Here is a 22,745-nt window from a genome sequence, read left to right as displayed (position 1 = left end):
AAATTATGAAAACGATAAAGTACTTTATAGCAGCTATAGCCGTAGGACTTCTTACCAGTAGCTGTGCCAATGATCTTAATACTTTGCCAGAAGGAAATATTTCCGGTGAACAATTGAACGACGATCAATCAAAGCCGGAAAAGATCCTTGGTGGAATATACCTTGACCTTAGAAGTAATGGTGCGGGAGGAACTACTTTTCACTCAGACTTCGGAATTATGGGAATAAAAGCAGGCGCAGATTTAATGTCTAATGACGTGATCCAGGCGAAAAACCAGCATTTGGGAATGTTTTATAATTATGAAGCCACCAATGCCAGTAACATCGCTTCAGAAATCGTATGGACTACTTTTTATTCAAGGATATTTGTAATTAATAAGCTTCTTGATGATTTAAAGAATGATTCCGGGGCTAAAAATAAGGCAATTAAAGGTCAGTTATTAGCATTAAGAGCATATTCTTATTTTTATCTGGTTCGTTTTTATGCAAATGATTACAAATCTCATCAGTCTGAGCCGGGGCTTCCATTGGTTCTTACAAGTGCAAACCCAAGCCAGGGGCTTCCGAGATCAACGGTAGCTGAGGTGTATACACAAATTTCTAAGGATATAGAAGAATCCATCGATCTTTTGGATGGTTTTGCACGTCCTTCGAGAGCACAGATTGATCAGAGAACGGCAAAAGCGATTGCCGCTGAGGTCTTTTTACAAACGGGAGATTATACAAAAGCCGCAAGATATGCCGGTGAAGGAAAACAGGGTATTGCTTTGATGACAGAGGATGATTATACCAATACAGGGTTTTCAAGCATTAATAATCCTGAAGTGATCTGGGGATTCCATAACACAATTTCTACGATAAGTATTGGAAATTATTATGCGTCTTTCTTCTCTATGTTTGATAATACCAATGAAGGATATGCGGGAGCGGCTCAAATTTATAAGCAGATTGACAAACGTCTGTATGAAGCAATTCCTGCTACGGATTACCGTAAAAAAGTATTCAATGGCAGCCAGAGTGCAAAGTATACATTTAACGGAAAAACAAAAAATTATCCTGCCTATGTAAGCTGGAAGTTTAAAGATCCAAGCCTTTTTGAAGGAGATTACATTTATATCAGAGCTTCATCTTTATATTATGTGGAAGCTGAAGCATTGGCAAGACAAGGCAGAGAAGCTGAGGCAAGACAGGTATTATTCGCAATTGCTTCAAAAAGAGATCAGGCGTATACCTTATCTACAAAAACAGGGAATGAACTGATTAATGAGATCATCCTGCAAAAAAGAATTGAACTTTGGGGCGAAGGATATGCATGGTTTGATATGAAACGATTAAATATTCCTTTGGAAAGAGTATACACAGGAAGTAACCACACGTTTGGAAAGTTTAACCTTACAACGGATAAATTCAGATTCCAGATCCCGAATAAAGAGATTAATAATAACCCGCAAATCAAACAGAATGAATAAATAGAACATCAGCAAAAACAATTTTAATATATTTCAAGCAAGACGCCGTTTAACAGTAAACGGTGTCTTTTTTTGTGCAGGATTTAAATAAAAAATCCACCTCAACACGAGATGGATCGGGTATCATGAAGAAGTTTTTTAATCAAATTTGATAAACATATGATCAAAGTTCAGGGTCATTTTTTTAAACTGTTTAATCACGTCCTGACCGATATTCCCATACACGGTTTCTTTATTGATTTTGGTTTTCAAAACACTGATATCCTTCAATACAATAGGTTTTCCCAGAATGTGAAAGGTATGATCTATTTTAAATCCGTCATGTTCTATTTTTCCTCCAGCTCCACCCATTCCTATCTTTGTCAACTGGTATTTTGCATCAATATTCTTTTTATTTTCCAGATAAAACGGAGCATACAGAATGCTATGATCTGCTCCCGTATCAAATGAAAAGTGCTTTCCATCAATAAAAATAAGTGGTGATAAGCCGTCAATCGCCATATTGGAAGAGGAATTAATCGTAGTTTCCTTGTCGGGAACTATAAAATAATCATCCTGAGTAAGTTGCACTTCTTTCAATGCCTCAATTACCGGAAAACCAAGAATCCCATTGATCTGGTAATTAATCTGCGGAAAGCTGAGCGCATCGTCTCCAAATACAAGAAATACAGCATTTTCCACTACAATATTTCCTAAAACCATTTTTTTGCATACAGCAAGACTGGCTTTTACAGATTTTCCTGTAATGGCATCCACATCAATATCTGCAGGAATAATTTCCAATTTTAAACGTTGAGCAGCAGAAGCAGATATCGTGGAAATATTCGCTCCTGTATCAAAAATAAAGTTCATCGAATATTCGCCCACATTTATTTTTAAATTTTTAAGTCCGGCTACATCTTTTTCCATTTTAAGACGGGTATCTCCATTGATGGAAACCTTCTGTTGAGGTATATTTTCGAGTGCTGTCCATATTTTCAGAGTATTTTTCACATCGTCTTTTTCTTCTTCTGTAAGCAGTTGGGCATATTTATCCAAGGTGGCATTTGCCGCTTTTTTGGCACCCGCATAATCATATTGTTTCATGCAATTGTCTTCTTTAAGACGCCAGATTGTAAGCATAAGAGAATCCGGTAAGCCTGCTTTTCCTGTCTCTAACTTTTCAATCTTCAAATTGGATTCTTCAGGTTTATTGAAAGCATTATCAAGGACCGCTTCTGTAAAATACTGATATTCTGCCGGCAGTTTTTTCTGAGTTGCAGCAAAGATTTCACGAGCTTTAAAAAAATTCTTCTTTTTGATCTGAGTATACAGATTTTCAAATGCCGAACTATGCGCCTGCCCATAACTCATGGCAGATAATAAAATCATAACAGGCAAAACGGTTAAACGGAATATTGTAAGCATTATCTATTTTTTTTTATTATTATTAAACCTTTTACTTTTCGGTGAGAAATTTATACCGTACAATCACGATATCAAGAATCCCGGCAAACAGGTAGTAGAAGCCACCAAACAGCATATTCATCAAAATATCCCTGTCTGAATACCCTATCAGGAAAGACAGAGAAAGGATAAGCGTCACAAACCACAGGAGAAGCTTTGCCGCAAAAACACCCGCAACTCTGGCTGCCATTTCTTCATCTTTAATCATTTTCGACTGAAAAAGACATTGAATTAATGTGAGGATATATCCATAGAAAAGTGGCTTTTCATCAAACAAATCGAAAGAATAAAAATACAGAAGCGGGACCGCAGCCATTAATGCCCAGACTAAAAGCTTAACGAAAAAGCCGCCTTTAAATTGTTTGGAGAAAATAAGCGCTGAAATCATAAATAAAGGGTAAACCATAAACACAGAATACAACATGTATTTATAAGTCAGAAGTTCCCCGGTAACTTTACCACTGGAGATCCAGAACAGCCGGAAATATAAAAATGACAGATAAAATGAGTTTAATCCGAAGGCAATAGGCACTACTCTATGTTTCATAAAAATCGTTTATAAATCTGCTAATCAACTTCCGTATTATCATCCATCAGATATTGGAGTAATTTATAAAAAAAGCATGAATCTCCCACCATTATTATTACAAAGAAAAAAATGACACCATTATTAAATGATGCCATTCCTACAATTTGATTATCAATAGTATTAATCTTATTACTTATCTGATCAGTGAAAATACAAACTAATGTTTGATAGGTTTTATGCTTATAATCATAAAGCCCATGAAAGCTAAACGTTTATTATTTCTAAAAAGTATGTAAAGGAAAACATTTCTGTTATTTCAATACTTTAGGCTTTATTTCCTTAATGATTATTTCCTGAATTTTTCCAGGCTCCGTATTGAATATAGTATGTCCGGATTCCCTGAACCAGAAGATATTTTTATCTTTTGCTTTTAAAAATTGATAATATTCTTCGGCAATGGTATAATAAGACTGATTATCACCACTTCCTATAAAAAAATAAACCGGGCATTTAATTTCCGGAATGGTCTTAAACAGATTGGTTTCTGCATTTTCCTTCCAAACCGGAAACCAAGTATTCATCCATTGATAGTAGCTTTTTTTAAAGTCTTCTGTATCTGCTCCTTTTACTCCGTTATGAACAAACAACCATTTTTGAGCCAGAAAAAAATCATCTTTATCTTTAAAGGGAAGCTTTACCTGTTTTAGTTCTTCAGCAGCATTATTATTTCCGGTGCTTAAAGCCCATTTTTTTAGATCGTTCACAAATAAATCGGCACTTTTATGAGCATCAATCACAGGGCTTACAGGAATATAGGCATAGAGCAATTCCGGATGCCTGGCTGCAATATCAAATCCCATTACAGATCCCCACGAATGGGACAGTAGAAATATTTTCTTCTGATGAAACTTCTTCCTTAGATAATATACAACTTCCAAAGCATCTTTTTTAAGCAGATCGGTGGTCAGACTATCCTTGGTTTTATTTAGGTTTAAGGTTCCGCCCGTTTCTCTTTGGTCCCAATTCACCACAACAAATTCATTCTGTAATTGATCCGTAAAACCTTCTGAAAAATTAATCAATGACTTTCCCGGACCTCCATGCAGAATGAGAAGGACAGGTTGCTCCCGGTTGTTCCCTTTTATGCTGATAAATTGCTTTATTCCTCCTATCGGAACAGCTTCCGTAGTATCAATCCGTATTGTTTTTTTCTCTTTTATCTGAGACCAGCATCCTGTAGAAAAAAAGAACAGAATCAGCAAAAGGAATTGTTTGATCATAGTGATTAGATTTTAAGTTATTCCGGAAATGATATTTTAATTTCCGCGGGAATGAATATAATAAATTGTTGTCCCTTTACAGTAATAGTTTATCAAAAAATAATAGCTTTACATCAAATGAGACATAGGAAATACATATATTTGAATACGAAAAACTATTATTAACCTATTTCAAATGAAATTAAAGAAAGTTACTTTCACGCTGCTTATTCTGTTTTTAAGCCTTCCTCTTTTTTCACAAACCAATACCAATCCGGAATTTAAAAAGATCATCGAATCCATTATTGCTAATAAAAAAGCGGATGTAGGGGTTTCGATTTTCATATCCGGTACTCCCAAAAAAGAAGTGACTCAGATCAACGGAAACAACCTCTACCCTATGTTGAGCACTTTTAAATTTCATATTGCTCTAGCCATTCTTCATAAAGTAGAAAAAGGAGAGCTTTCTTTACCACAGAAAATTTTCATTAAAAAGGAAGAACTCTTGGAAAACACATACAGCCCTTTTAAAGAAAAATATCCGGAAGGAAATCTTGAACTGACTCTTGAAGAGGCTTTAAAATGGATTGTTATATACAGTGATAACAATTTAACAGATATTCTTCTTAGATTAATAGGTGGTCCCGAATACGTTGAAAAATTCATTAACAGCAAAGATGTTATCATTAAAAATGATGAAGAAGACATGCATAAAGACTGGGATTCTCAATTTATTAACAAAACAACACCTAATGAAGCCATCAGACTATTACAAGAGTTCTATAACGGAAAAATACTAAATAAAGAACATACAAAATGGCTTTATACCAATATGCTGAATACCGCATCCGGTGCTAAAAGACTGAAAGGAAAGCTACCACAAAACATCAAAGTTGCTCACCGCACCGGAACTTCTTTTACAAACGACAAAGGAATGACCGGAGCCATCAACAATTTCGGAATCATTGAGCTTCCGAATAAAAAGAAAATATACATTGCTGTCTTTGTTCATGATACTTACGAAACCTTTGACAACTCAGAAGCAATCATTGCTGATATTTCCAAAGCAACCTATGATTATTACAATAAAAAATAAATCCATGACCAAACTGAAAATAATTTCGACACTTACTGCTTTCACCTTGTTGTCCTTAACTGCAAAAGCACAAAAAACAGAATCCTATTCCAAGAAGATCGATAGTGTTATAACAGCTTCTGTTCCTTTGAAATTCAACGGAGTCGTTTTGGTATCACAACATGGAAAAGCAAAATACTTAAAGGCTCACGGATATAAAGATTTTGAAAAAAAGACTCCTGTAAAAACTGATGACCAATTTGAAATTATGTCCAATTCAAAACAGATAACTGCTGTTTTAGTTTTACAGGCAGCTGAACAGGGAAAACTGGACCTTCAGACTCCGATAAAAAAATATCTTCCGTCTCTCACTCAACCTTGGTCTGACACGGTCACCATTCACAATCTCCTGAACCATACTCATGGAATTACAGATCTTGACAAACCTGCTGCATTCAAAGCTGGCTCACAGTTCAAATATGGAAATCTTTCTTACATGGTATTAGGAGAAATTCTTCAGAATACAACCGGTAAAAGCTTTACAGAACTTGCCAATTCCCTTTTCAAGAAACTGAAAATGGACAAAACATTTATATACAACAGTAAAGACAATCAGGCATTAATTCCCGGATTCAGAAGTGAAAATAATCAGTACGAAAAAGTGAAAGAGTCATTTTTAAATGATAAATTCGCCCCGGCAGGCGGCGTTATTTCTACTGTAGAAGATCTTGCAAAATGGGATCAGGCATTATTTAAAGGAAAACTTCTTTCCCCGAAATTCCAGAAACTGATCCTTACACCTTCTACTTCTTCTCAGCACAACGTTTTCGGAAAAGAAAATATGGGATTTGGCTACAATATACGATTCATCAAAGAGGCAGGGCTTAATTATTATGCAGTGACAGGGCTTGGTGACGGGTTTACATGTCTTAATGTATATTTTCCTTCTACAGATACAAGTTTGATTATTCTTGAAAATCAGATGCCTAAAAACAGTGAATATTGGAGCTTAAAGGAAGCTGCTATTAAAAATATAGTACTGAAAAGTGTTACTTCTAAGTAGTCTTTTTATTGCCACGAATGCACGAATTTTTTTAATCTTTGGGGGTTATTATTTTCACAGCTGCATAGATAAAGCATAATTATTTATTTGCAATTTTTATTCGTGTATTCGTGGTATAAATACATTGCTTCTAAGGCTTTTTGTTGCCACGAATGCACGAATTTTTATAATCTATAGGGTTTATTTTTTCACAGGTTTATCTTTTACTTTTAAAATTTCACTTTTAAGATTTGCAAACGGCTTTTCAATCATAACCCGATACAGCAATCCTACTGCAACACATGCCAATAAACACACGACAAGAGATATCGTATCAGAATTTTCAAGATCCAAATATTCAAATATATCTTGAGCGATGTGAATAACTCCTTTATGGGAAAGATAAATGGCATAAGACAACGCGGCGAGCTCAGCGGTAATATAAGACTTGGTTTTCGAAAGGAAAGAAGATTCTGAAACTGCAGCCAGCACAATAATACCATAACTTACCGCAACCCACGTAAAGCCAAAAGTAGAAGCAGCCTCTGAAGATTGTTCCATACAAATCCAGAATGCAATGCTCAGCATCAATATTCCAAAAAGCAACAGTAGATTTCCATGATGGTTAATGATCTTTTTAAAACGGTCAGAATATTGCATCAGATATCCGATGAGAACACCTATACCAAGACCATCCAGTCTCGTGTGGGTTGGATAATAGATTTTCATGTACCATAAACGCCAGAATTCTAAAGAATTATTATCTATTCCATCCACAGAACTACTCCATATTATCATCCTCATCGTCAAAGAAAAAGCGAGACTCAGAATCATGAGAATTACAAAGTATTTAAATAGTTTCTTGGGCATAAAGACCAATATCAATGGAAGAATAAAATAAAACTGTTCTTCAATACATAAAGACCAAGCATGGGAAAATGTTCCCTGATTGATTACATCCAATCCATAATTCTGCGTAAATGAGACGAACTTCCACAAAGATGGTAAAGCTTCCCGCTCTCTAAAAACAGGAAAGGTAAAATATAGAAAAAGAGTAAAAAAGTAAGACGGAAAAATTCTGAAAAATCGCTTGATATAAAATGTCTTTACATCTATACTTCCCCCATTTTTCATATCTTTAAATAATTGTCCTGAGATCAGAAAACCACTTAAAACAAAAAAAAGATCCACCCCGGTCCATCCGAACCTTCCCACTGTTTCAATCCATACAGGATGTTTAAAGGCACGATAATGATAGAGTAAAACCAATACAATTGCCAATGCCCGCAGATGATCTAATCCGTTAAATCTTTCAGAATGTTTTGTTATCATATTTTTTCTGCAAATGTTATCAAACTTCCGAATGTTCTTCACAGTTAAGTTTAGAAAGCTTTATAATCAATATCAATCGTAAAATATGTTGTTGGCACTGAAAATGATGCTTTTTGTCAATATTTTATAACACTTCACACGGCTTCGATCTGGAATCTCTCAAGTTTTTATATTTTTGATGATGATGAAATCCGAAGCAACTCCTTATACCAAACAAAACATTTACTTTCAGCTGGTTTTCTGGATGGCTTTATTTTTATTCGGAGCAGCAAGAAGTTATGACGATTATAATGGCGTGATCTTTAAACAGCTGATCATTTACAACTTTTGTCATTGGATTTTTCAAATTTTAGGAGCTAATTTTATCTATTATACTCTGGTTCGTCATTTTTTTGACCGAAAAAAATATCTCCTTTTTTCGATCTATCTTATCATCAGCCTGTATATTATTTCTGTAATCAACAGAATCTTTATTGTTCATATCGCGGAACCTCTTTTCACTAATGAATCCAAAGACAGTCTGCTGAATATTTTAACGGATTTAAAATACCTTTTGTTTCATTATACCTTCCCTATCATCAGTGGGGCTTTTATCTTCATTTCAATTATGTTTATTATTCGGTATAAAGATGAAAAAGAAAACAGCGTGAGACTTCAAAAAGAAAAAGCCGAACTTGAATTGAAATCTCTCAAATCACAACTCAATCCTCATTTCCTCTTTAATACGTTGAATAATATCTATTCTCTTTCCCTCAGCAATTCTGATCAAACATCTACTTCTATCAGCCAGCTTTCAGATATTCTGGATTATATTCTATACAAAGGGCAGAAAAAATGGGTGTCTGTTGCTGAGGAAATAGCAGTTATAAATCATTATATCGCATTAGAAAGCCTTCGTTACCATGATGAAAGATTGAAAATTGATAGAAAAATTATTCTAAACACCTCCAATTCCGTTCCCCCATTACTATATCTTACCTTAGTGGAAAACGCGTTTAAGCATGGTGCAGGAAAGAGCTCAGACCCCACCACCATAAAAATAGAACTTGAAACCAATGAAAAGCATTCTGTATTTAAAATTGAAAACTCGTACAGCAAACCATTGAAATATAATGATCAGGGAATTGGACTCCAAAATATAAAAAAACAACTGGAATATCATTATCAGGAACATTTTACCTGTACTATTTCCGAAGAAAGCAATATTTTTAGTGTTGAAATTATTACTCCCTCACAATATGATTAACTGTATTATTGTAGATGACGAACCTCTGGCTGCCACATTACTGGAAAATCATATTTCCAACATTGATCATTTAAAACTGATAGGGAAAGCTAAAAATGCCATGGAAGCTTACCATCTTATTCAGAACAAAACCGTAGACCTGATGTTTCTGGATATTCAGATGCCTCACTTGAATGGAATTGATTTTCTGAAATCCCTCCCCCAAAAGCCCAGAACTATTTTTACCACCGCTTATCGGGAATTCGCCATCGAAGGATTCGAATTGGAAGCCGTAGATTATATTTTAAAGCCAATAACTTTCGAACGTTTTTTTAAATCTGTAGAACGTGTATTAAGAAATATTACTGATACAAAAGATAATTTTATCATCCTTAAGACAGACGGAATGCACCGGAAAATTCATCTTAGAGACATCATATATCTTGAAAGTCAGGGAAATGATATTAAAATCACTTTATCTACCAGTGAAAATCTCGTTTCAAAAAGTAAAATAACAGATCTGGAAGTGCTTTTAGCCTCAAAAGGTTTTATAAGAATTCACAGGTCGTTTATCATCAATACAGCATTTGTTACCGCTTTCAATAATAATGAACTTCATCTTGGAACCTACCAGATTCCTGTTGGAAGAAGTTACAAGCAGGAATTTGATTCTTTTACTTCTCTTATTCTAAAAAATCGTTTACTATAATCTATCCATCGATTTTATCACAGTCCGATGATGTATGATTGCGATTTCATCAGTTAAACAGCTGAACTATAGGTATTTTTATTATATTTGAAAATAGATATATAAAATCTACCCAACACAAATGAATGAAGAATTTTTAATACATGATGTATTATCAGGTGAAAGCCTTTCTACTATTGCAGAAAAGACAGGAATGACTGATGTACAACTCAGAGACTTTCACAATGAAAATTGTAGAAAAGTCAACTTACCGTGGTTCTATAATTTTTTGGGTGTTCAAAAAATTGTGATTCCTAAAAAATATAAAAGCCCGGAACAACTTTGGAATGATATTTCAGAAAAACTCCCACCAAAGTCTTTGCAGCCAGGAATCTATGAAGAAAAATATACAGTCCAAGAGACTTTCCAGCAAATAGGGAAAGAAAAGATGGAATATGAATATTTTCTTGAGTTGAATCTTAAAGAAATAAAAGAATCCTTCATTGCAGAAATCAAACAATCCGGACATACTATAAACCAGACAAAACCGGACAAAAAAACCAGTAATTTGGGTATAGCATGCATGGAAGCCATTTCTCCCATCCGAATTCCTATTTCTAATAAAGGCGAAATGTTTGTAGCGACAACAGAAGATTTAGAGAAAAAATTTGAAAGCAGACGAATAGAAATTGAAGAGTTTTACACGGATGATATTTCAAAAAAATATCTGGATATTTTTCAAAAAGAACTCAGTAAAGACGGCAATTTTTATCAACAGTTCCGCTCTACATTATTATACCAGCTGATGTTTTCTGATTTTGAATTATTTTGGAAAAAGGAAAAATTTGTGAAAGAAGTATTCGTGATACTGAATTCTTTTCCCATACAATGTGAGTTTTCACCACAGCACCAGATCAATGAAGACCTCATTAACATAAGTTTCTCAGGGAAAATAATTGAAAACTGTACGCTTTCGGAATTATTGCAACATGTTCGGGATGAAGATAATGAAGACAAAAATAGAATAATTGGTCAAGTAAATTTTAGGTATATTTTTAATTCCAAAAATAAAAAATTCCCCGACGCCGAAGCTGAAATTTTATTATGGAATGATGATGATTTATATCTACAACACAAATTAAAAATATCGAAAGATGAATGAAAATAATTATTCTGAACAAGAAGGTCAAGCAGATTTCATGAACGTTTTTGATAGCAAAACCCATGAAAACAATACCTCTAAAAAAGAAGACTCTGAAGAAAAACAGGATCATGCAAATAGTAAAAGCTCTGGCGAACATGACGGAAAATATTTCGTTGTTCAAAAAGGAATGTGCCAATGCAATCAGGGTTTTAAGTTTCCCAAATTCAAAGTTACCAGCCATCAAAAACACTATTGGAATGATGAGAAAGGACAAGCAGATTATCTTGCCGTAACAGAAGATGATTTGACTTTTGATCCTTCTGCAACTCCTTTTGGAAACTGTAAGCTTAAACCAACTTCGGGCGGTTATTTACCTTGTGCTTATGCTCCAGCAGGAAAATGGACAAAAACCTATGAAAAAGTAAAAGTAATGGGTAAAAGCTGCCTTACAGAAATCTCTGAGCTCATGTGTACAACCGGAGGAAAAATCACTATTCTAAAACACGGACAAAGAAATGAAATAGGAAAAAGTAATGTAAAAAACACTGACCCTAATGAACAACATATTTATAATCCCATTGTAAACTTTGAAAAATTTCAAGAAGATGTACTTGGAACTGATTCTTATGAAGTAATCTAAAAACAGAACATGATGAGAACAATACAAGGAGATATAAAGCCAAAAGCAGAACAGAAAACCCTCTATGAGCTCAGTACCATCATTCTGAACTTTACCTCGTCCGTTTTCTCGCCCCAAAAAGAAGAAAAATATGTTTGGACGCTTTATAAATTGGTAAACAATCAATGGAAAAAAGTAGAAAACAATGTAAAATACGGCGAAAAAAACACGTATCAGTTTGGACAAGGCGTTGTAGGAATACCTTTCAAAATTATGGTTCATTCGGAGGAAAAGGATATTCTTCAGGTAAACCGAAATAAACTGATTGCTGAATTAACGGTTGTTCCCAAAACAGCTAAAGAGCCTGTTATTGGAAGGGTTATTCTCCTAAACAAGGGCAATAAAGATGTGAACAAAGCAAAATTTAATGAGCATTTAACCGCCCAGGCAAGAACTTCCAATTTATTGGGTAAAGAGTTCACGTTTTATTTATGGGAAGAAGGAGCATCAGAATTTGAAAAATACAAGAACCCTAAAAAAGCAAGAGTAAATAAACATGGAATTGCAGAAGTTCAGTTTAATCTCTCAGAGTATGCTTCTCCCGCTACTTTTATGATTTTTTTTGGAGGTAATAATGCCACCAAGAAATTTTTTGTAACCGCAACGTACGAAGGAAAAGGAGAAACTAATAAAACACCTGTAACAGCAACAGACGAACAACAGCAAAACCCAAAAACCACTCAAACACAGGCTCCACAGCATCCGACGCAATCATCGAACAACCAAGGTAAAGGAGTGATAGCAAAAGGAGTAGAAATAATTGCTGAAGGTATTGGAAACATCTTCAATACAATTGAAAATACAATAAGTGCTACACAAGTAAATCAACCACCAGCTAGCAAACAACCAGACGGAACTTGTCCAAGATGTAAAAGTGATTTTACATGGGACGAAATTAAAGCAATATTTGGTGATAGTGAAAAAACTTTCAGAATGGATTGTGTTAACTGGATTAATAAATATAAATTAGATTTTGGAATAGACACCTGCGCAAAGAAAGCTCATTTTTTATCTCAAATTGCAGCTGAAACCCACTTTAAAGAAAAAGAGATGGCAGAAGGAAACGTAAAATACATTCCCAGAAATATCCGTAGTTCCACTTTTGGAGATCGTGGTAAGCTATTGGATAAAAGAGGACAAATTGAAGAGTTTTGCAATGAAAGACCTGACCAGAAAAAGCTATTCAACTTTTTATATGCTAGTGAAAACGGATTTGGAAATGGAAATGGAAATGAAGCTAGCGGAGATGGCTTTAATTTCAGAGGAAAAGGTTTAATTCAGTTAACAGGTAAAGGTAATTACAAGTCTGCAATGGGGTTGATTAAAGAATATGTACCCACCAAGATATATATAAAATTAATAACTTCGGAAAAAAGAGTAAAACATTTTGCTGAATTTAAATTTGAGGAAAACAGAAAGCAGAAAACAATAAAAGATGTAGACTTATTTGATTTTGTAACTTACTACGATATGCCAACAGAGCCCAAGTATGCTGTTCTCAGTGCATTGGCAGATTGGAAAGGCAAGGGATTAAGCAATTCTACTTTAATGGTTAATGATGTAACAAATGTAAGATCTGTCCGAAAAAAAATAAATGTAGGTCTAAAAAACTTAGATGTAGCAACTGATTTTTTTAAAAAAAGTGTTATTCATTTAAGAGTAGATGAATGTACATTAGGAAAAAACAAATCTACTTCCAACGAAAAAGGAACAGTCGTTTTAGTATCCGGTACAGATAAGAAAAGTGAAAAAGATCCTGCACAAAATATATACTGGGTTATGTATAAAACAACAGTTTATAAAAATATTACATTAGCAACATTTAAAAAACTTAAAGGGGAAAATAAACTTCCCTCTCCAGACTATACAACATACTTAAGTAGAGATACTCATCAAACATACTCCAAGTCTACTAATGAAACATTTAAACATTCGGATAAAAGGTTTGGAAAATATAATGAAATTCCACCGGGTGAATATTTTTTAGTTCCAGGTTTAGAGAGTCAGAAGTATCTAGTTTATGTCATCGATTCCGAGTCAAAATCAGCAGGTGATGAAAATGGAATAAATGGACCTGACGGATCAAGAGGAGGAGTAGCATTACACCATTATTGCCCTCGATTTTCAGTAGGTTGCTTTACATTCAATTCTGGCAAAAATACAACACCTGTCCAAAATTTCGTTAAAGAAATACCAGATCTTAAATTAGGAGATAATAAACCTGTACATTTTATTGTAGAATCACGCCAAGTCAAAGAAACACAGTGGGATAATCCGGCTCATGGCACAACAAAATGGACAGGGATTTAAAAAAAAAGATATGAAAAAAAACTTTCCATTAATAATATTATTAATATTCACATTATCATGTGGACAAAATAAAACGAACAAACAGATGAATCTACAAAATAAAGCTCCGTATAATTTGGTTGAAGAAGGTGATAACACTCAATTCAATTATGACAATCTATCATCAGATATTATTGAATACGGAGCAAAGTCCTTAATAAGCTTTAAATATAAGTTTCCGGATTCTGAATTATTTTCTAAAAGAATTGTAGAAGTCTATAAGATTAACATTGATGAATATACTAACTCCATCATTGCTTTAAGAATGTCGGACTTTCCTGAAATAGCCATAAAAAAGAATTCATATTTATTAGTACAGGATAGTGATTCTGATGCTAAATATTCTATATCCCCTGATATCTTATACTACTATAACCAGTATATTTTTTATAAAGATAATATAGCTTTAAAAATGCTGAAAATGAAAGATCCTTACCTTATAAAAGATTTGGTTTTATATTATGGATATAATGAAGATAAAGATCTTGTTGATTTCGCATTTAAAGGTTTTGATTTTTCGAATGCAACATCTTTTCACGAATTAATTTTCGGAAGAACAAATAAAGATCAACAATTTGTCTTAAGAAAAGGTATAATCAACGATATTGAACAAATTATTTATAAAGGTAAAACAAAAGAACTCCTTTCCGAAGCCAAAGAAGGCAACGGATATGATTCATTAGGAGAAATTCTGAATATGATGTATAAAAGCCCTCTTAACTATGCAGAATGTGAAAAAAACATTGCCTTTTTATGTGAGAGTTCATTGAATGTCGGTGATATTGGCGATGTTCAAAGCTTTATCAATAAAAACAAAAATGTCATAAAAAAAATGGAACATAATAATTTTTATGGTTATGAAAGGTTAAAAGCTTTTTGTGAAAATTTAGAAATATTCAATGGACCTGATGAAGACAGAACAATTAATGATCCCGATGGTTATACCAATCTTAGAAAAGATAAAAATACAGTTTCCGAAGCTTTACAAAAAATAAAATCAGGTGAAAAAGTAAATATTTTAGACAATTCTGGAAATTGGTGGCTTGTAGAAACAAAGGAAGGAAAACAAGGATACGTCCACAAAAGCAGAATAAAATAAATTACATTTTCATAGCTTTTATTTCGGCTATATGAAATTAAAAAGATGGTAAAAAAAACATTTTCCCATATTATATATATTGTTTTAATATTTCTATCCGTTTTTCTTAAGGGACAGAATAATAGAAACGATAAAGAAGCATGTCTATTTACAGAGTATTTCGGAATCAAAAAATATTCCTATCCTTCAACCATTGATTTTAATGCCAGAAATAAAGATTATTTAGGCATTAATTCAAAAAATCTTGATTTTAAAGGATACAGCGAAATTATTGTTAATAACGAATATATTGACTATCAAATTAGTCAGAATTATAAATTCATTAAGATTGGTCAGGATGATCTTCCTGACTTAGACCATGTAAAAACTGAAATAAAACAAAATAAAAAACTTCCCTATTTTGAAGACGTTTTAGATCTAAACAAGGTACTATACCAGGATGATAAAAATGCAATTGCAAATATTATAAACTGGAAAAAAGATCTTGCTGCAGATATTGTAATCCTATTTGACTATGAAAAAGATGATCAACTGATAAAAACAGCTATCAAAAACATTACTTCAATAGACGACCAACCCAAATATTTTAATTGGAGTATTTTATTTTATAATGATAAAAGCAAAGACCAAACAATACGAAAGGAATTGCTTCTTAAAATATTTAATAATAATGCAAATTTAATTTCTGATCTTGTCAGGTTTATAGCCAATAATAAAACTCCCTTTAATCAGACAAAAACAGATGAAGCTTTAGTTTATCTACTTAATTTACAGCTCAAAAAGAATGAAAGTAAAGACTGGCAACAAAATGAGGGATTTGGAATGCTATCTTATTGCTATGATAAAGACAGAGATCTCATGAAACGTTTAAAAAGCACCAACTTTTATAATGATCCCCTAATCAAAAATGCCACTGAAGCCTACAATACATTTAATCAGCAAGAAACTGCAGAATCATATACTATTCAGGATCCCGATGGTTATACCAATCTTAGAAAAGATAAAAATACAACTTCCGAAGTTTTACAAAAAATAAAATCAGGAGAAAAAGTAAATGTGTTAGATCAAAATGGAGATTGGTGGCTTATTGAAACAAAAGATGGAAAACAAGGCTATATCCATAAAAGCAGAATAAAATAAATATGTTTAAATCGCAAAATATAATCTTTTTTCTAATTGGCTTATTTCTATTGAGTTGTAAAGACAATGCACAAACAAATAATTCTCAAAAAACAACAAATCAGAAAGAACTCAATTTTGATAAACTTTTAAAGTGTAGTGATTACTCTTATGATGAAGATTATTTCCTAACTGCTGATTACGGTTGTATTTATGATCCAAAAGGGAATAATAATTTTGGAAATGTTATTATTTATCTTGTGCAAAAGAAGAAACAACCTATTTCGGATGAACAAATAAGTTCCCAAACTACCAGAGTGAATAATTTATCCATTGCTGAATACAAAAAAGAGTTCAAAATATATCTTTTTTTAATAGATAAGCAATACCTTAATTACGCCAAAGCAGATCCTTCCTATTATGAAAAATCGAAATATAAAGAAGAAGCTTATACATTTGACGATAAACAAAACAAGTGGATTTTAATTGATTCAATAAATATACTTAATGAGAATCAAAATCTGAATGAACAGACCTGGAGAAAAAATATTGTTTCAAAATCAAATACAAAGGAAGAAAACAAAGAAGCTTCATCATTAGAAAATTGGGAAGGAATTTATATTAATTCAGATAATTCGGAACTATCTACATATCAAGAAATAAAAGACAGGATTGGTTGGTATGAAATTAAAATAACCCAAAATGAAATAAAATATATTAACGATTCTAGAATGGAAAGTGAGTTTCCATCTGAAGCTCCTGGTGGTTATTCTATAAATTATGATTGTGATTATAATATTTCTGGAAATACATTAAAGTTATATGAAAAAAATGAGAGTGATACTTCTCCTTCAAAAAATGTATCTGGAAATGGACAAAAATTAATTCTCAAGCTTACCAAAAAAGAGAATAAATATTATGGAGAATCAGTTTATATTGATGCTGCGGAAAATTTAACCAATTCAGCACGGGAAAAGTCTAAACGACCTTATGTATTTTATAAGTTTGATATTATTACAACCAAATGATATGGAAACAATATCACAATGACAATCTATCACCAGATATTATTGAATATGGAGCAAAGTCCTTAGTAATGTAAATAACCAAGTTATAAACTAAAAATTTATTACATTTTATCGTTTTTTATTTTAAAATTTTATTTTTAACATGATTCACAAAATTTTTTAATTATTATTCATTGAATAGTAATTTACTTCCTGTTTTTCAATGCATTGCATTTATCATAATATTTAAAATACTATACAACTTAAAGTAGAAATATTTTCATGAAATCAGCAATAAAAAAATGATTTACAACCCATTATATAAGGAAATCAGAAAGCATCTGCTTATCGTCAATTTCTAATAGATATTAAAAAAAAGTATTACTTTTGTGTAAACGAACAAAATTGCTTTTTAGCCTTTTTATTCGTAAGTTTATGTGCACCAATTTGATAAAACATTAAAATTCATTCTATGAGAAAAATAATTCTACTTATTACATGTATGTTCGGTATTTCAGTTTTCTCTCAGATTAAAGTATTGAAAAATGAAAGTTTGGTGGAAATCGGAAAAGACAACTCCGTTGGTTTATATAAAAAAGAAGACAAATTTACTGTCAATTATCAAGACCTGAACACAAGCAACCTGAATACGATCAGAGCCTTTTCATTTCAAAATCTGAATGGAGATGTTTCCGGATTATATAAGCTCATCAGCGATGGTTTTATATCTGCTCCTGAGGAAAATATAGTTTTGGAACTTCCCAATGATATTATTGAACTTCACTATGAAAAAAATTACGGTCAGCCAACCGTACAATTTATTCAGTACATTAATAAAAACCGAAAATATGTTGGAAAATCTCAGTTTTTAACACAAAAACAGGTTGACAAAATCTTCGGAAGAACAAACGGAAAGTATTCCATGTACGATAAGCCAGCAGTCATTCAGGGCAGTGCTAATAAAGGGGGCTCAAATACAGCTTCTACAGCAGCACCAGCTTCAGGAACTAAGAAAAAAGCAAGAAAATAATTATATTTTAAAAATATTGCGAAACTCATTCAATAGAATGAGTTTTTTTATTTTATTTTTGCAGAAAGACATTAAAAATTATGCCGCTTCAGATAATTAATTTAACCAAGAAATTCGGTGAACAGACTGCCTTAAACAACATCAATATATCCATTGATAGCAATGAGATCATTGGTCTTCTCGGACCTAACGGTGCAGGAAAATCTACATTAATGAAATCCATAGTAGGCGCATTGAAAATTGACGAAGGTGAAATAATCTTTAATGGGCTGAATATCTCAACGCATGAAATTGAAAGCAAGAAAAAAATAGGTTTTCTTCCCGAAAACAATCCGCTTTATCTGGAAATGTACGTAAAAGAATATCTTCAGTTTGTTGCCAACATCCATAAAATCCCTGAATCTAAAGTAGATGAGGTTATTGAACTGGTAGGCATTACCCCGGAAAAATCAAAAAAAATCGGTCAACTTTCAAAAGGATATAAACAACGTGTAGGACTGGCTCAGGCTATTATTCATCAGCCGGATTTATTAATTCTAGACGAGCCAACGAATGGGCTTGACCCTAACCAGATTTTGGAAATCAGAAACGTTATAAAAGAAATCGGACAGCAGAAAACGGTCTTACTTTCTACACACATCATGCAGGAGGTAGAAGCGCTTTGTTCAAGGGTTATTCTTATTCATAAAGGAAATATTCTTCAGGATTGCCCAATTGATGAATTTAAAGGAAAATTTGATAGCCTGGAAGAAGCTTTCGCAAGCTATACTGCCGTTGCCAAATAAAAATATATCTTCACCTCAAAAACGAGGTAAAAAAAATTTTTATTTTATATAATATTAAATCCTACAAAAAGGCAAATTATAAGTTTAAATCTAATAAACCTTGCCTTTCTGTAGGATTTCAGTTATACTATTCATAAAATCGTAAAAATCCGGTCATAAGGCTGAACATAAGATTGTTCTTCACTCACAAAACATTGGCTTTATATTTGATGAGGTTTTAATCATTCAACCAATAACCATTATAGTATGATTAAGTATCTCTTATTAGGAACTTTCACTTTAGCTCAGTTTTCTTTTGCTTATGCTAAGGAAACCTCAAACGATTTAAAAATCAAAACATCTGTCACCAACTCGGTGAATCAACAGGTACCGAAAACGGTCATCATTAAAACCAAGAAATTTAAAATAAGAATTGATAAACAGCCTAACGGAAAATATCTATATCAATCCTGGAATGCGAATACAAAAATTACGGCTAAGCCTAGTATGATCATCAGTGACGGAGAAATGATTTCTGATGGAACTGGAGGCAATTATTATATAAATTTTAATAATGAAGGTCATAATTATCAGGTTTGGAGAAATTATTTAACTAATTCTGCCAAAAAAGCACCATATACGCTGGTTGTCTATGATACCAATGATCGCGAGATTGTACGTCAGGACGGGCTGGTCGTTAAAAATTAATATAAGTTTAGTTCAGATAGAAAGCTGGAAGAAAGGTGGTTCCTAATCAAAACATAGCCGTAAATCTATAATTTGATTTATTCCTAGAACTTTTCTCTTTCAGTTTTCTTTTTATTTATGTTCCTGATTGTCTCAGTTCTATAAAGAATCGGCTGTCATCGTAGCTTTCTTTTGCTGCTTTATATCCGATATTGAATATTTGTTCCAATCTGTCCTTACCTCGTTCAAAAGTTCCGTAAGTAGATAGTTTTTGAGAGGAAATAAACCAATCGCAGTAATCGAATTTTACTCTTTCTATTCTATATGAAAGAAGATCATAAGAGCGGGAAACAATTGCTTTTATAGAATTCAGATCCTTAATCTTTGCATCGTTAGGTGGTGATACAAAAACTCCAATAAGTTTATCACAATCGTCCCGGATAATATCCGCAGGAAAATTATTAAGTACTCCTCCATCACAATACATTTCATCTCCAATGATATAAGGCGTTGTAATTCCTGGAATGGAACAGGAAGCAATAATAGCATCCACCACTTCAAAATCTTTATCAAAAATCTTCTGAGTTCCGGAAACAAGCTCTGTGGCTACAATTTTTACTTCAATATCCAAATCACCCAATTTCATATCATGAAAAATAGGTTTAAGATAGTTTCTGAAAATCACTGAGGAAACTAACCCCGGCTGATTGAATGCAAAATGTTTCCAATTGAAGAAATACACTGAATTGAAAAACTCCATGATTTCCTCCGGAGTCTTTCCTACAGCATGTAGACATCCTACAATAGATCCCGCACTACAGCAAGAAAGTATGTCTATTTCTATATTTTTCTCCTTCAAGAATTTTAATACCCCCGCATGAGCGATTCCTTTGGTACCGCCACCTGACAAAACAAGTCCTACTTTCTCAAAATTCATAGAATAAATGTAAGGAATCATGATGAGATAATGCTATTAATTTTAGTAAATATGCTTAATTTAAATTTATTTTAACAAAAGTAGGAGTAAAAGCCTTTAATAGTAAGGAATAGGCTTATACTTTTATTTCCAGATTATTATACAAAACAGAAAAACCAGACAGGTTTTGGAAACCTGTCTGGTTTAATTTTTCACTTCTTATTAAATGTTTAGGAATGTTACCCAATGAAAAAAGCCCGGATATCTCCGGGCTTTTCTTATATAAAATTCTGTATATCAGATTAGATGTGGATCACTTCTCCATAAGCTGCTGCTGCTGCTTCCATGATTGCTTCAGATACTGTTGGGTGCGGGTGGATAGATTTGATGATCTCATGACCTGTAGTCTCCAGTTTTCTTGCAACTACAGCTTCAGCAACCATATCAGTTACTCCTTCACCGATCATGTGGCATCCTAACCACTCTCCGTATTTAGCATCAAAGATTACTTTGATAAATCCGTCAGTATTTCCGTTTGCAGTAGCTTTACCACTTGCAGAAAGAGGGAATTTACCCACTTTGATTTCATATCCTTTTTCTTTAGCCTGTTTTTCTGTAAGACCTACAGAAGCTACTTCAGGGTGACAGTACGTACATCCAGGGATATTGCCATAGTCAATTTTCTCAACGTGCATACCTTTGATTTTCTCAACGCAAGTAATACCTTCTGCCGAAGCAACGTGAGCTAATGCCTGAGTTGGGATGATATCACCGATTGCATAGTAACCAGGTACTGAAGTTTCATACCATTCGTTTACTAATACTCTTCCTTTATCTGTCTGGATTCCTACTTCTTCTAAACCGATGTTTTCGATGTTAGCAGCAATACCTACAGCAGATAATAAGATATCCGCTTCAAGAGTAACGTTTCCGTTAGCAGTTTTAACATTAGCTTTTACTCCTTCTCCTGTTGTATCTACGCTTTCTACAGAAGCGTTTGTCATGATCTCGATTCCAGATTTTTTCAGAGATTTCTCTAAGTGTTTAGAGATTTCCTCATCTTCTACAGGAACGATGTTTGGCATAAATTCTACAACAGTTACTTTAGTTCCCATTGTATTATAGAAATCAGCAAATTCTACTCCGATAGCTCCAGAACCTACAACGATCATAGATTTTGGCTGCTCAGGAAGAGATAATGCCTGTCTGTATCCAATTACTTTTTTACCATCTTGCGGTAAGTTTGGTAACTCTCTTGAACGAGCTCCTGTAGCGATGATAATATGGTTTGCAGTATGTTCTACTACTTTACCGTCTTTATCTGTAACAGAAACTTTTTTACCTTTTTGTACTTTTGCAGTACCCAGAATTACGTCAATCTTGTTCTTTTTCATCAAGAACTCGATTCCTTTGCTCATTTTGCTGGCAACACCACGGCTTCTCTGAATAACATTCGGGAATTCGAAGCTTGCTTCTACTTTATTTAATCCATAATCTTCAGCATGGTTGATATAATGAAAAACCTGAGCAGATTTTAATAAAGCTTTAGTTGGAATACATCCCCAGTTAAGGCAAATTCCTCCTAAGTTTTCTTTCTCGATAATTGCGGTTTTGAAACCCAATTGTGCTGCTCTGATCGCAGTAACATATCCACCAGGACCACTTCCAATGACAATAATATCGTAATTCATTACTTTAAAAATTTTTATGCGAATTTAAGGAAAAATATTGGATGTTTCATGTTTCTGAAAATTGAACTTTAAATCCATCAATAAGCCATTTTCATTTAATTTTCAACAAAAAAAGAGAACACAAAAAGCATTCTCTTTCAATAAAAATTATTTTAAAATATAGATTTCGTAAAATTATCTTTGTGAAAATTTACT

The 22,745-nt window shown here is 33.1% G+C and carries 20 protein-coding genes; 14 read left to right on the top strand and 6 right to left on the bottom strand.

Annotation, left to right across the window (positions count from 1 at the left end; all coding sequences use genetic code 11):
* Positions 1 to 5 precede the first annotated feature (5 nt).
* The gene (locus AC5YGG_RS14220; protein ID WP_496145128.1) at positions 6 to 1,469 is read left to right on the top strand and encodes a RagB/SusD family nutrient uptake outer membrane protein; all 1,464 of its coding nucleotides are present in this window, start codon (positions 6 to 8) and stop codon (positions 1,467 to 1,469) included.
* A 138-nt stretch (positions 1,470 to 1,607) separates the two neighbouring features.
* Here AC5YGG_RS14220 and AC5YGG_RS14215 read toward each other — a convergent pair whose 3' ends face one another.
* The 3 genes from AC5YGG_RS14215 to AC5YGG_RS14205 all read right to left on the bottom strand — a co-directional run bounded on the left by AC5YGG_RS14215 (position 1,608) and on the right by AC5YGG_RS14205 (position 4,724).
* On the bottom strand, positions 1,608 to 2,876 hold the full coding sequence (locus AC5YGG_RS14215) for a retropepsin-like aspartic protease (RefSeq protein ID WP_496145127.1): 1,269 nt from the start codon (positions 2,874 to 2,876) through the stop codon (positions 1,608 to 1,610).
* A gap of 31 nt (positions 2,877 to 2,907) precedes the next feature.
* Entirely contained in the window at positions 2,908 to 3,462 is a 555-nt protein-coding gene (locus tag AC5YGG_RS14210; protein ID WP_496145126.1) for a hypothetical protein, read from the bottom strand.
* A 293-nt stretch (positions 3,463 to 3,755) separates the two neighbouring features.
* On the bottom strand, positions 3,756 to 4,724 hold the full coding sequence (locus AC5YGG_RS14205; protein ID WP_496145125.1) for an alpha/beta fold hydrolase: 969 nt from the start codon (positions 4,722 to 4,724) through the stop codon (positions 3,756 to 3,758).
* Between the two features lie 175 nt (positions 4,725 to 4,899).
* On the opposite strand from AC5YGG_RS14205, the gene bla reads away from it, so the two are divergent.
* Together bla and AC5YGG_RS14195 are read left to right on the top strand one after the other, a co-directional pair.
* Positions 4,900 to 5,799 (top strand): class A beta-lactamase, encoded by a 900-nt coding sequence (gene bla, locus AC5YGG_RS14200; protein ID WP_496145124.1) that lies wholly within the window; start codon positions 4,900 to 4,902, stop codon positions 5,797 to 5,799.
* A gap of 4 nt (positions 5,800 to 5,803) precedes the next feature.
* On the top strand, positions 5,804 to 6,841 hold the full coding sequence (locus AC5YGG_RS14195; RefSeq protein WP_496145123.1) for a serine hydrolase domain-containing protein: 1,038 nt from the start codon (positions 5,804 to 5,806) through the stop codon (positions 6,839 to 6,841).
* A gap of 180 nt (positions 6,842 to 7,021) precedes the next feature.
* On the opposite strand, the gene AC5YGG_RS14190 is transcribed toward AC5YGG_RS14195, so the two are convergent.
* Positions 7,022 to 8,152: an acyltransferase family protein gene (locus AC5YGG_RS14190; protein ID WP_496145122.1), complete on the bottom strand. Its 1,131-nt coding sequence runs from the start codon at positions 8,150 to 8,152 to the stop codon at positions 7,022 to 7,024.
* Positions 8,153 to 8,333: 181 nt separating this feature from the next.
* Here AC5YGG_RS14190 and AC5YGG_RS14185 point away from each other — a divergent pair, with 181 nt between their 5' ends.
* The 11 genes from AC5YGG_RS14185 to AC5YGG_RS14135 all read left to right on the top strand — a co-directional run bounded on the left by AC5YGG_RS14185 (position 8,334) and on the right by AC5YGG_RS14135 (position 19,964).
* Positions 8,334 to 9,398 (top strand): sensor histidine kinase, encoded by a 1,065-nt coding sequence (locus AC5YGG_RS14185; RefSeq protein WP_496145121.1) that lies wholly within the window; start codon positions 8,334 to 8,336, stop codon positions 9,396 to 9,398.
* Positions 9,391 to 10,086 (top strand): LytR/AlgR family response regulator transcription factor, encoded by a 696-nt coding sequence (locus AC5YGG_RS14180; RefSeq protein ID WP_496145120.1) that lies wholly within the window; start codon positions 9,391 to 9,393, stop codon positions 10,084 to 10,086. The genes AC5YGG_RS14185 and AC5YGG_RS14180 overlap by 8 nt, the downstream gene beginning before the upstream one ends.
* Positions 10,087 to 10,207: 121 nt before the next feature.
* Positions 10,208 to 11,227 (top strand): hypothetical protein, encoded by a 1,020-nt coding sequence (locus tag AC5YGG_RS14175; protein WP_496145119.1) that lies wholly within the window; start codon positions 10,208 to 10,210, stop codon positions 11,225 to 11,227.
* On the top strand, positions 11,220 to 11,849 hold the full coding sequence (locus AC5YGG_RS14170; protein ID WP_496145118.1) for a DUF4280 domain-containing protein: 630 nt from the start codon (positions 11,220 to 11,222) through the stop codon (positions 11,847 to 11,849). The genes AC5YGG_RS14175 and AC5YGG_RS14170 overlap by 8 nt, the downstream gene beginning before the upstream one ends.
* Positions 11,850 to 11,858: 9 nt before the next feature.
* The gene (locus AC5YGG_RS14165; protein WP_496145117.1) at positions 11,859 to 14,198 is read left to right on the top strand and encodes a hypothetical protein; all 2,340 of its coding nucleotides are present in this window, start codon (positions 11,859 to 11,861) and stop codon (positions 14,196 to 14,198) included.
* Between the two features lie 10 nt (positions 14,199 to 14,208).
* The gene (locus AC5YGG_RS14160; RefSeq protein WP_496145116.1) at positions 14,209 to 15,336 is read left to right on the top strand and encodes an SH3 domain-containing protein; all 1,128 of its coding nucleotides are present in this window, start codon (positions 14,209 to 14,211) and stop codon (positions 15,334 to 15,336) included.
* Between the two features lie 45 nt (positions 15,337 to 15,381).
* Complete coding sequence (locus AC5YGG_RS14155) at positions 15,382 to 16,476, top strand: SH3 domain-containing protein (protein WP_496145115.1); 1,095 nt, start codon at positions 15,382 to 15,384, stop codon at positions 16,474 to 16,476.
* 2 nt (positions 16,477 to 16,478) lie between these two features.
* Complete coding sequence (locus tag AC5YGG_RS14150) at positions 16,479 to 17,483, top strand: hypothetical protein (RefSeq protein WP_496145114.1); 1,005 nt, start codon at positions 16,479 to 16,481, stop codon at positions 17,481 to 17,483.
* 451 nt (positions 17,484 to 17,934) lie between these two features.
* Entirely contained in the window at positions 17,935 to 18,492 is a 558-nt protein-coding gene (locus tag AC5YGG_RS14145) for a hypothetical protein (RefSeq protein ID WP_496145113.1), read from the top strand.
* Between the two features lie 80 nt (positions 18,493 to 18,572).
* A complete protein-coding gene (locus AC5YGG_RS14140) occupies positions 18,573 to 19,277 on the top strand; it encodes an ABC transporter ATP-binding protein (protein WP_496145112.1) in 705 nt (234 codons plus the stop codon).
* Positions 19,278 to 19,523: 246 nt separating this feature from the next.
* Positions 19,524 to 19,964, top strand: coding sequence for a hypothetical protein (locus AC5YGG_RS14135; RefSeq protein ID WP_496145111.1), 441 nt, complete (start codon positions 19,524 to 19,526; stop codon positions 19,962 to 19,964).
* Positions 19,965 to 20,079: 115 nt separating this feature from the next.
* On the opposite strand, the gene AC5YGG_RS14130 is transcribed toward AC5YGG_RS14135, so the two are convergent.
* Both AC5YGG_RS14130 and lpdA read right to left on the bottom strand, forming a co-directional pair.
* A complete protein-coding gene (locus AC5YGG_RS14130; protein WP_496145110.1) occupies positions 20,080 to 20,880 on the bottom strand; it encodes a patatin-like phospholipase family protein in 801 nt (266 codons plus the stop codon).
* 281 nt (positions 20,881 to 21,161) lie between these two features.
* Positions 21,162 to 22,550 (bottom strand): dihydrolipoyl dehydrogenase, encoded by a 1,389-nt coding sequence (gene lpdA, locus AC5YGG_RS14125; RefSeq protein ID WP_496145109.1) that lies wholly within the window; start codon positions 22,548 to 22,550, stop codon positions 21,162 to 21,164.
* Positions 22,551 to 22,745 lie beyond the last annotated feature (195 nt).

Source organism: Chryseobacterium sp. CS2K3, from assembly GCF_059515185.1.
This window is presented reverse-complemented; position numbering and strand designations above follow the sequence as displayed.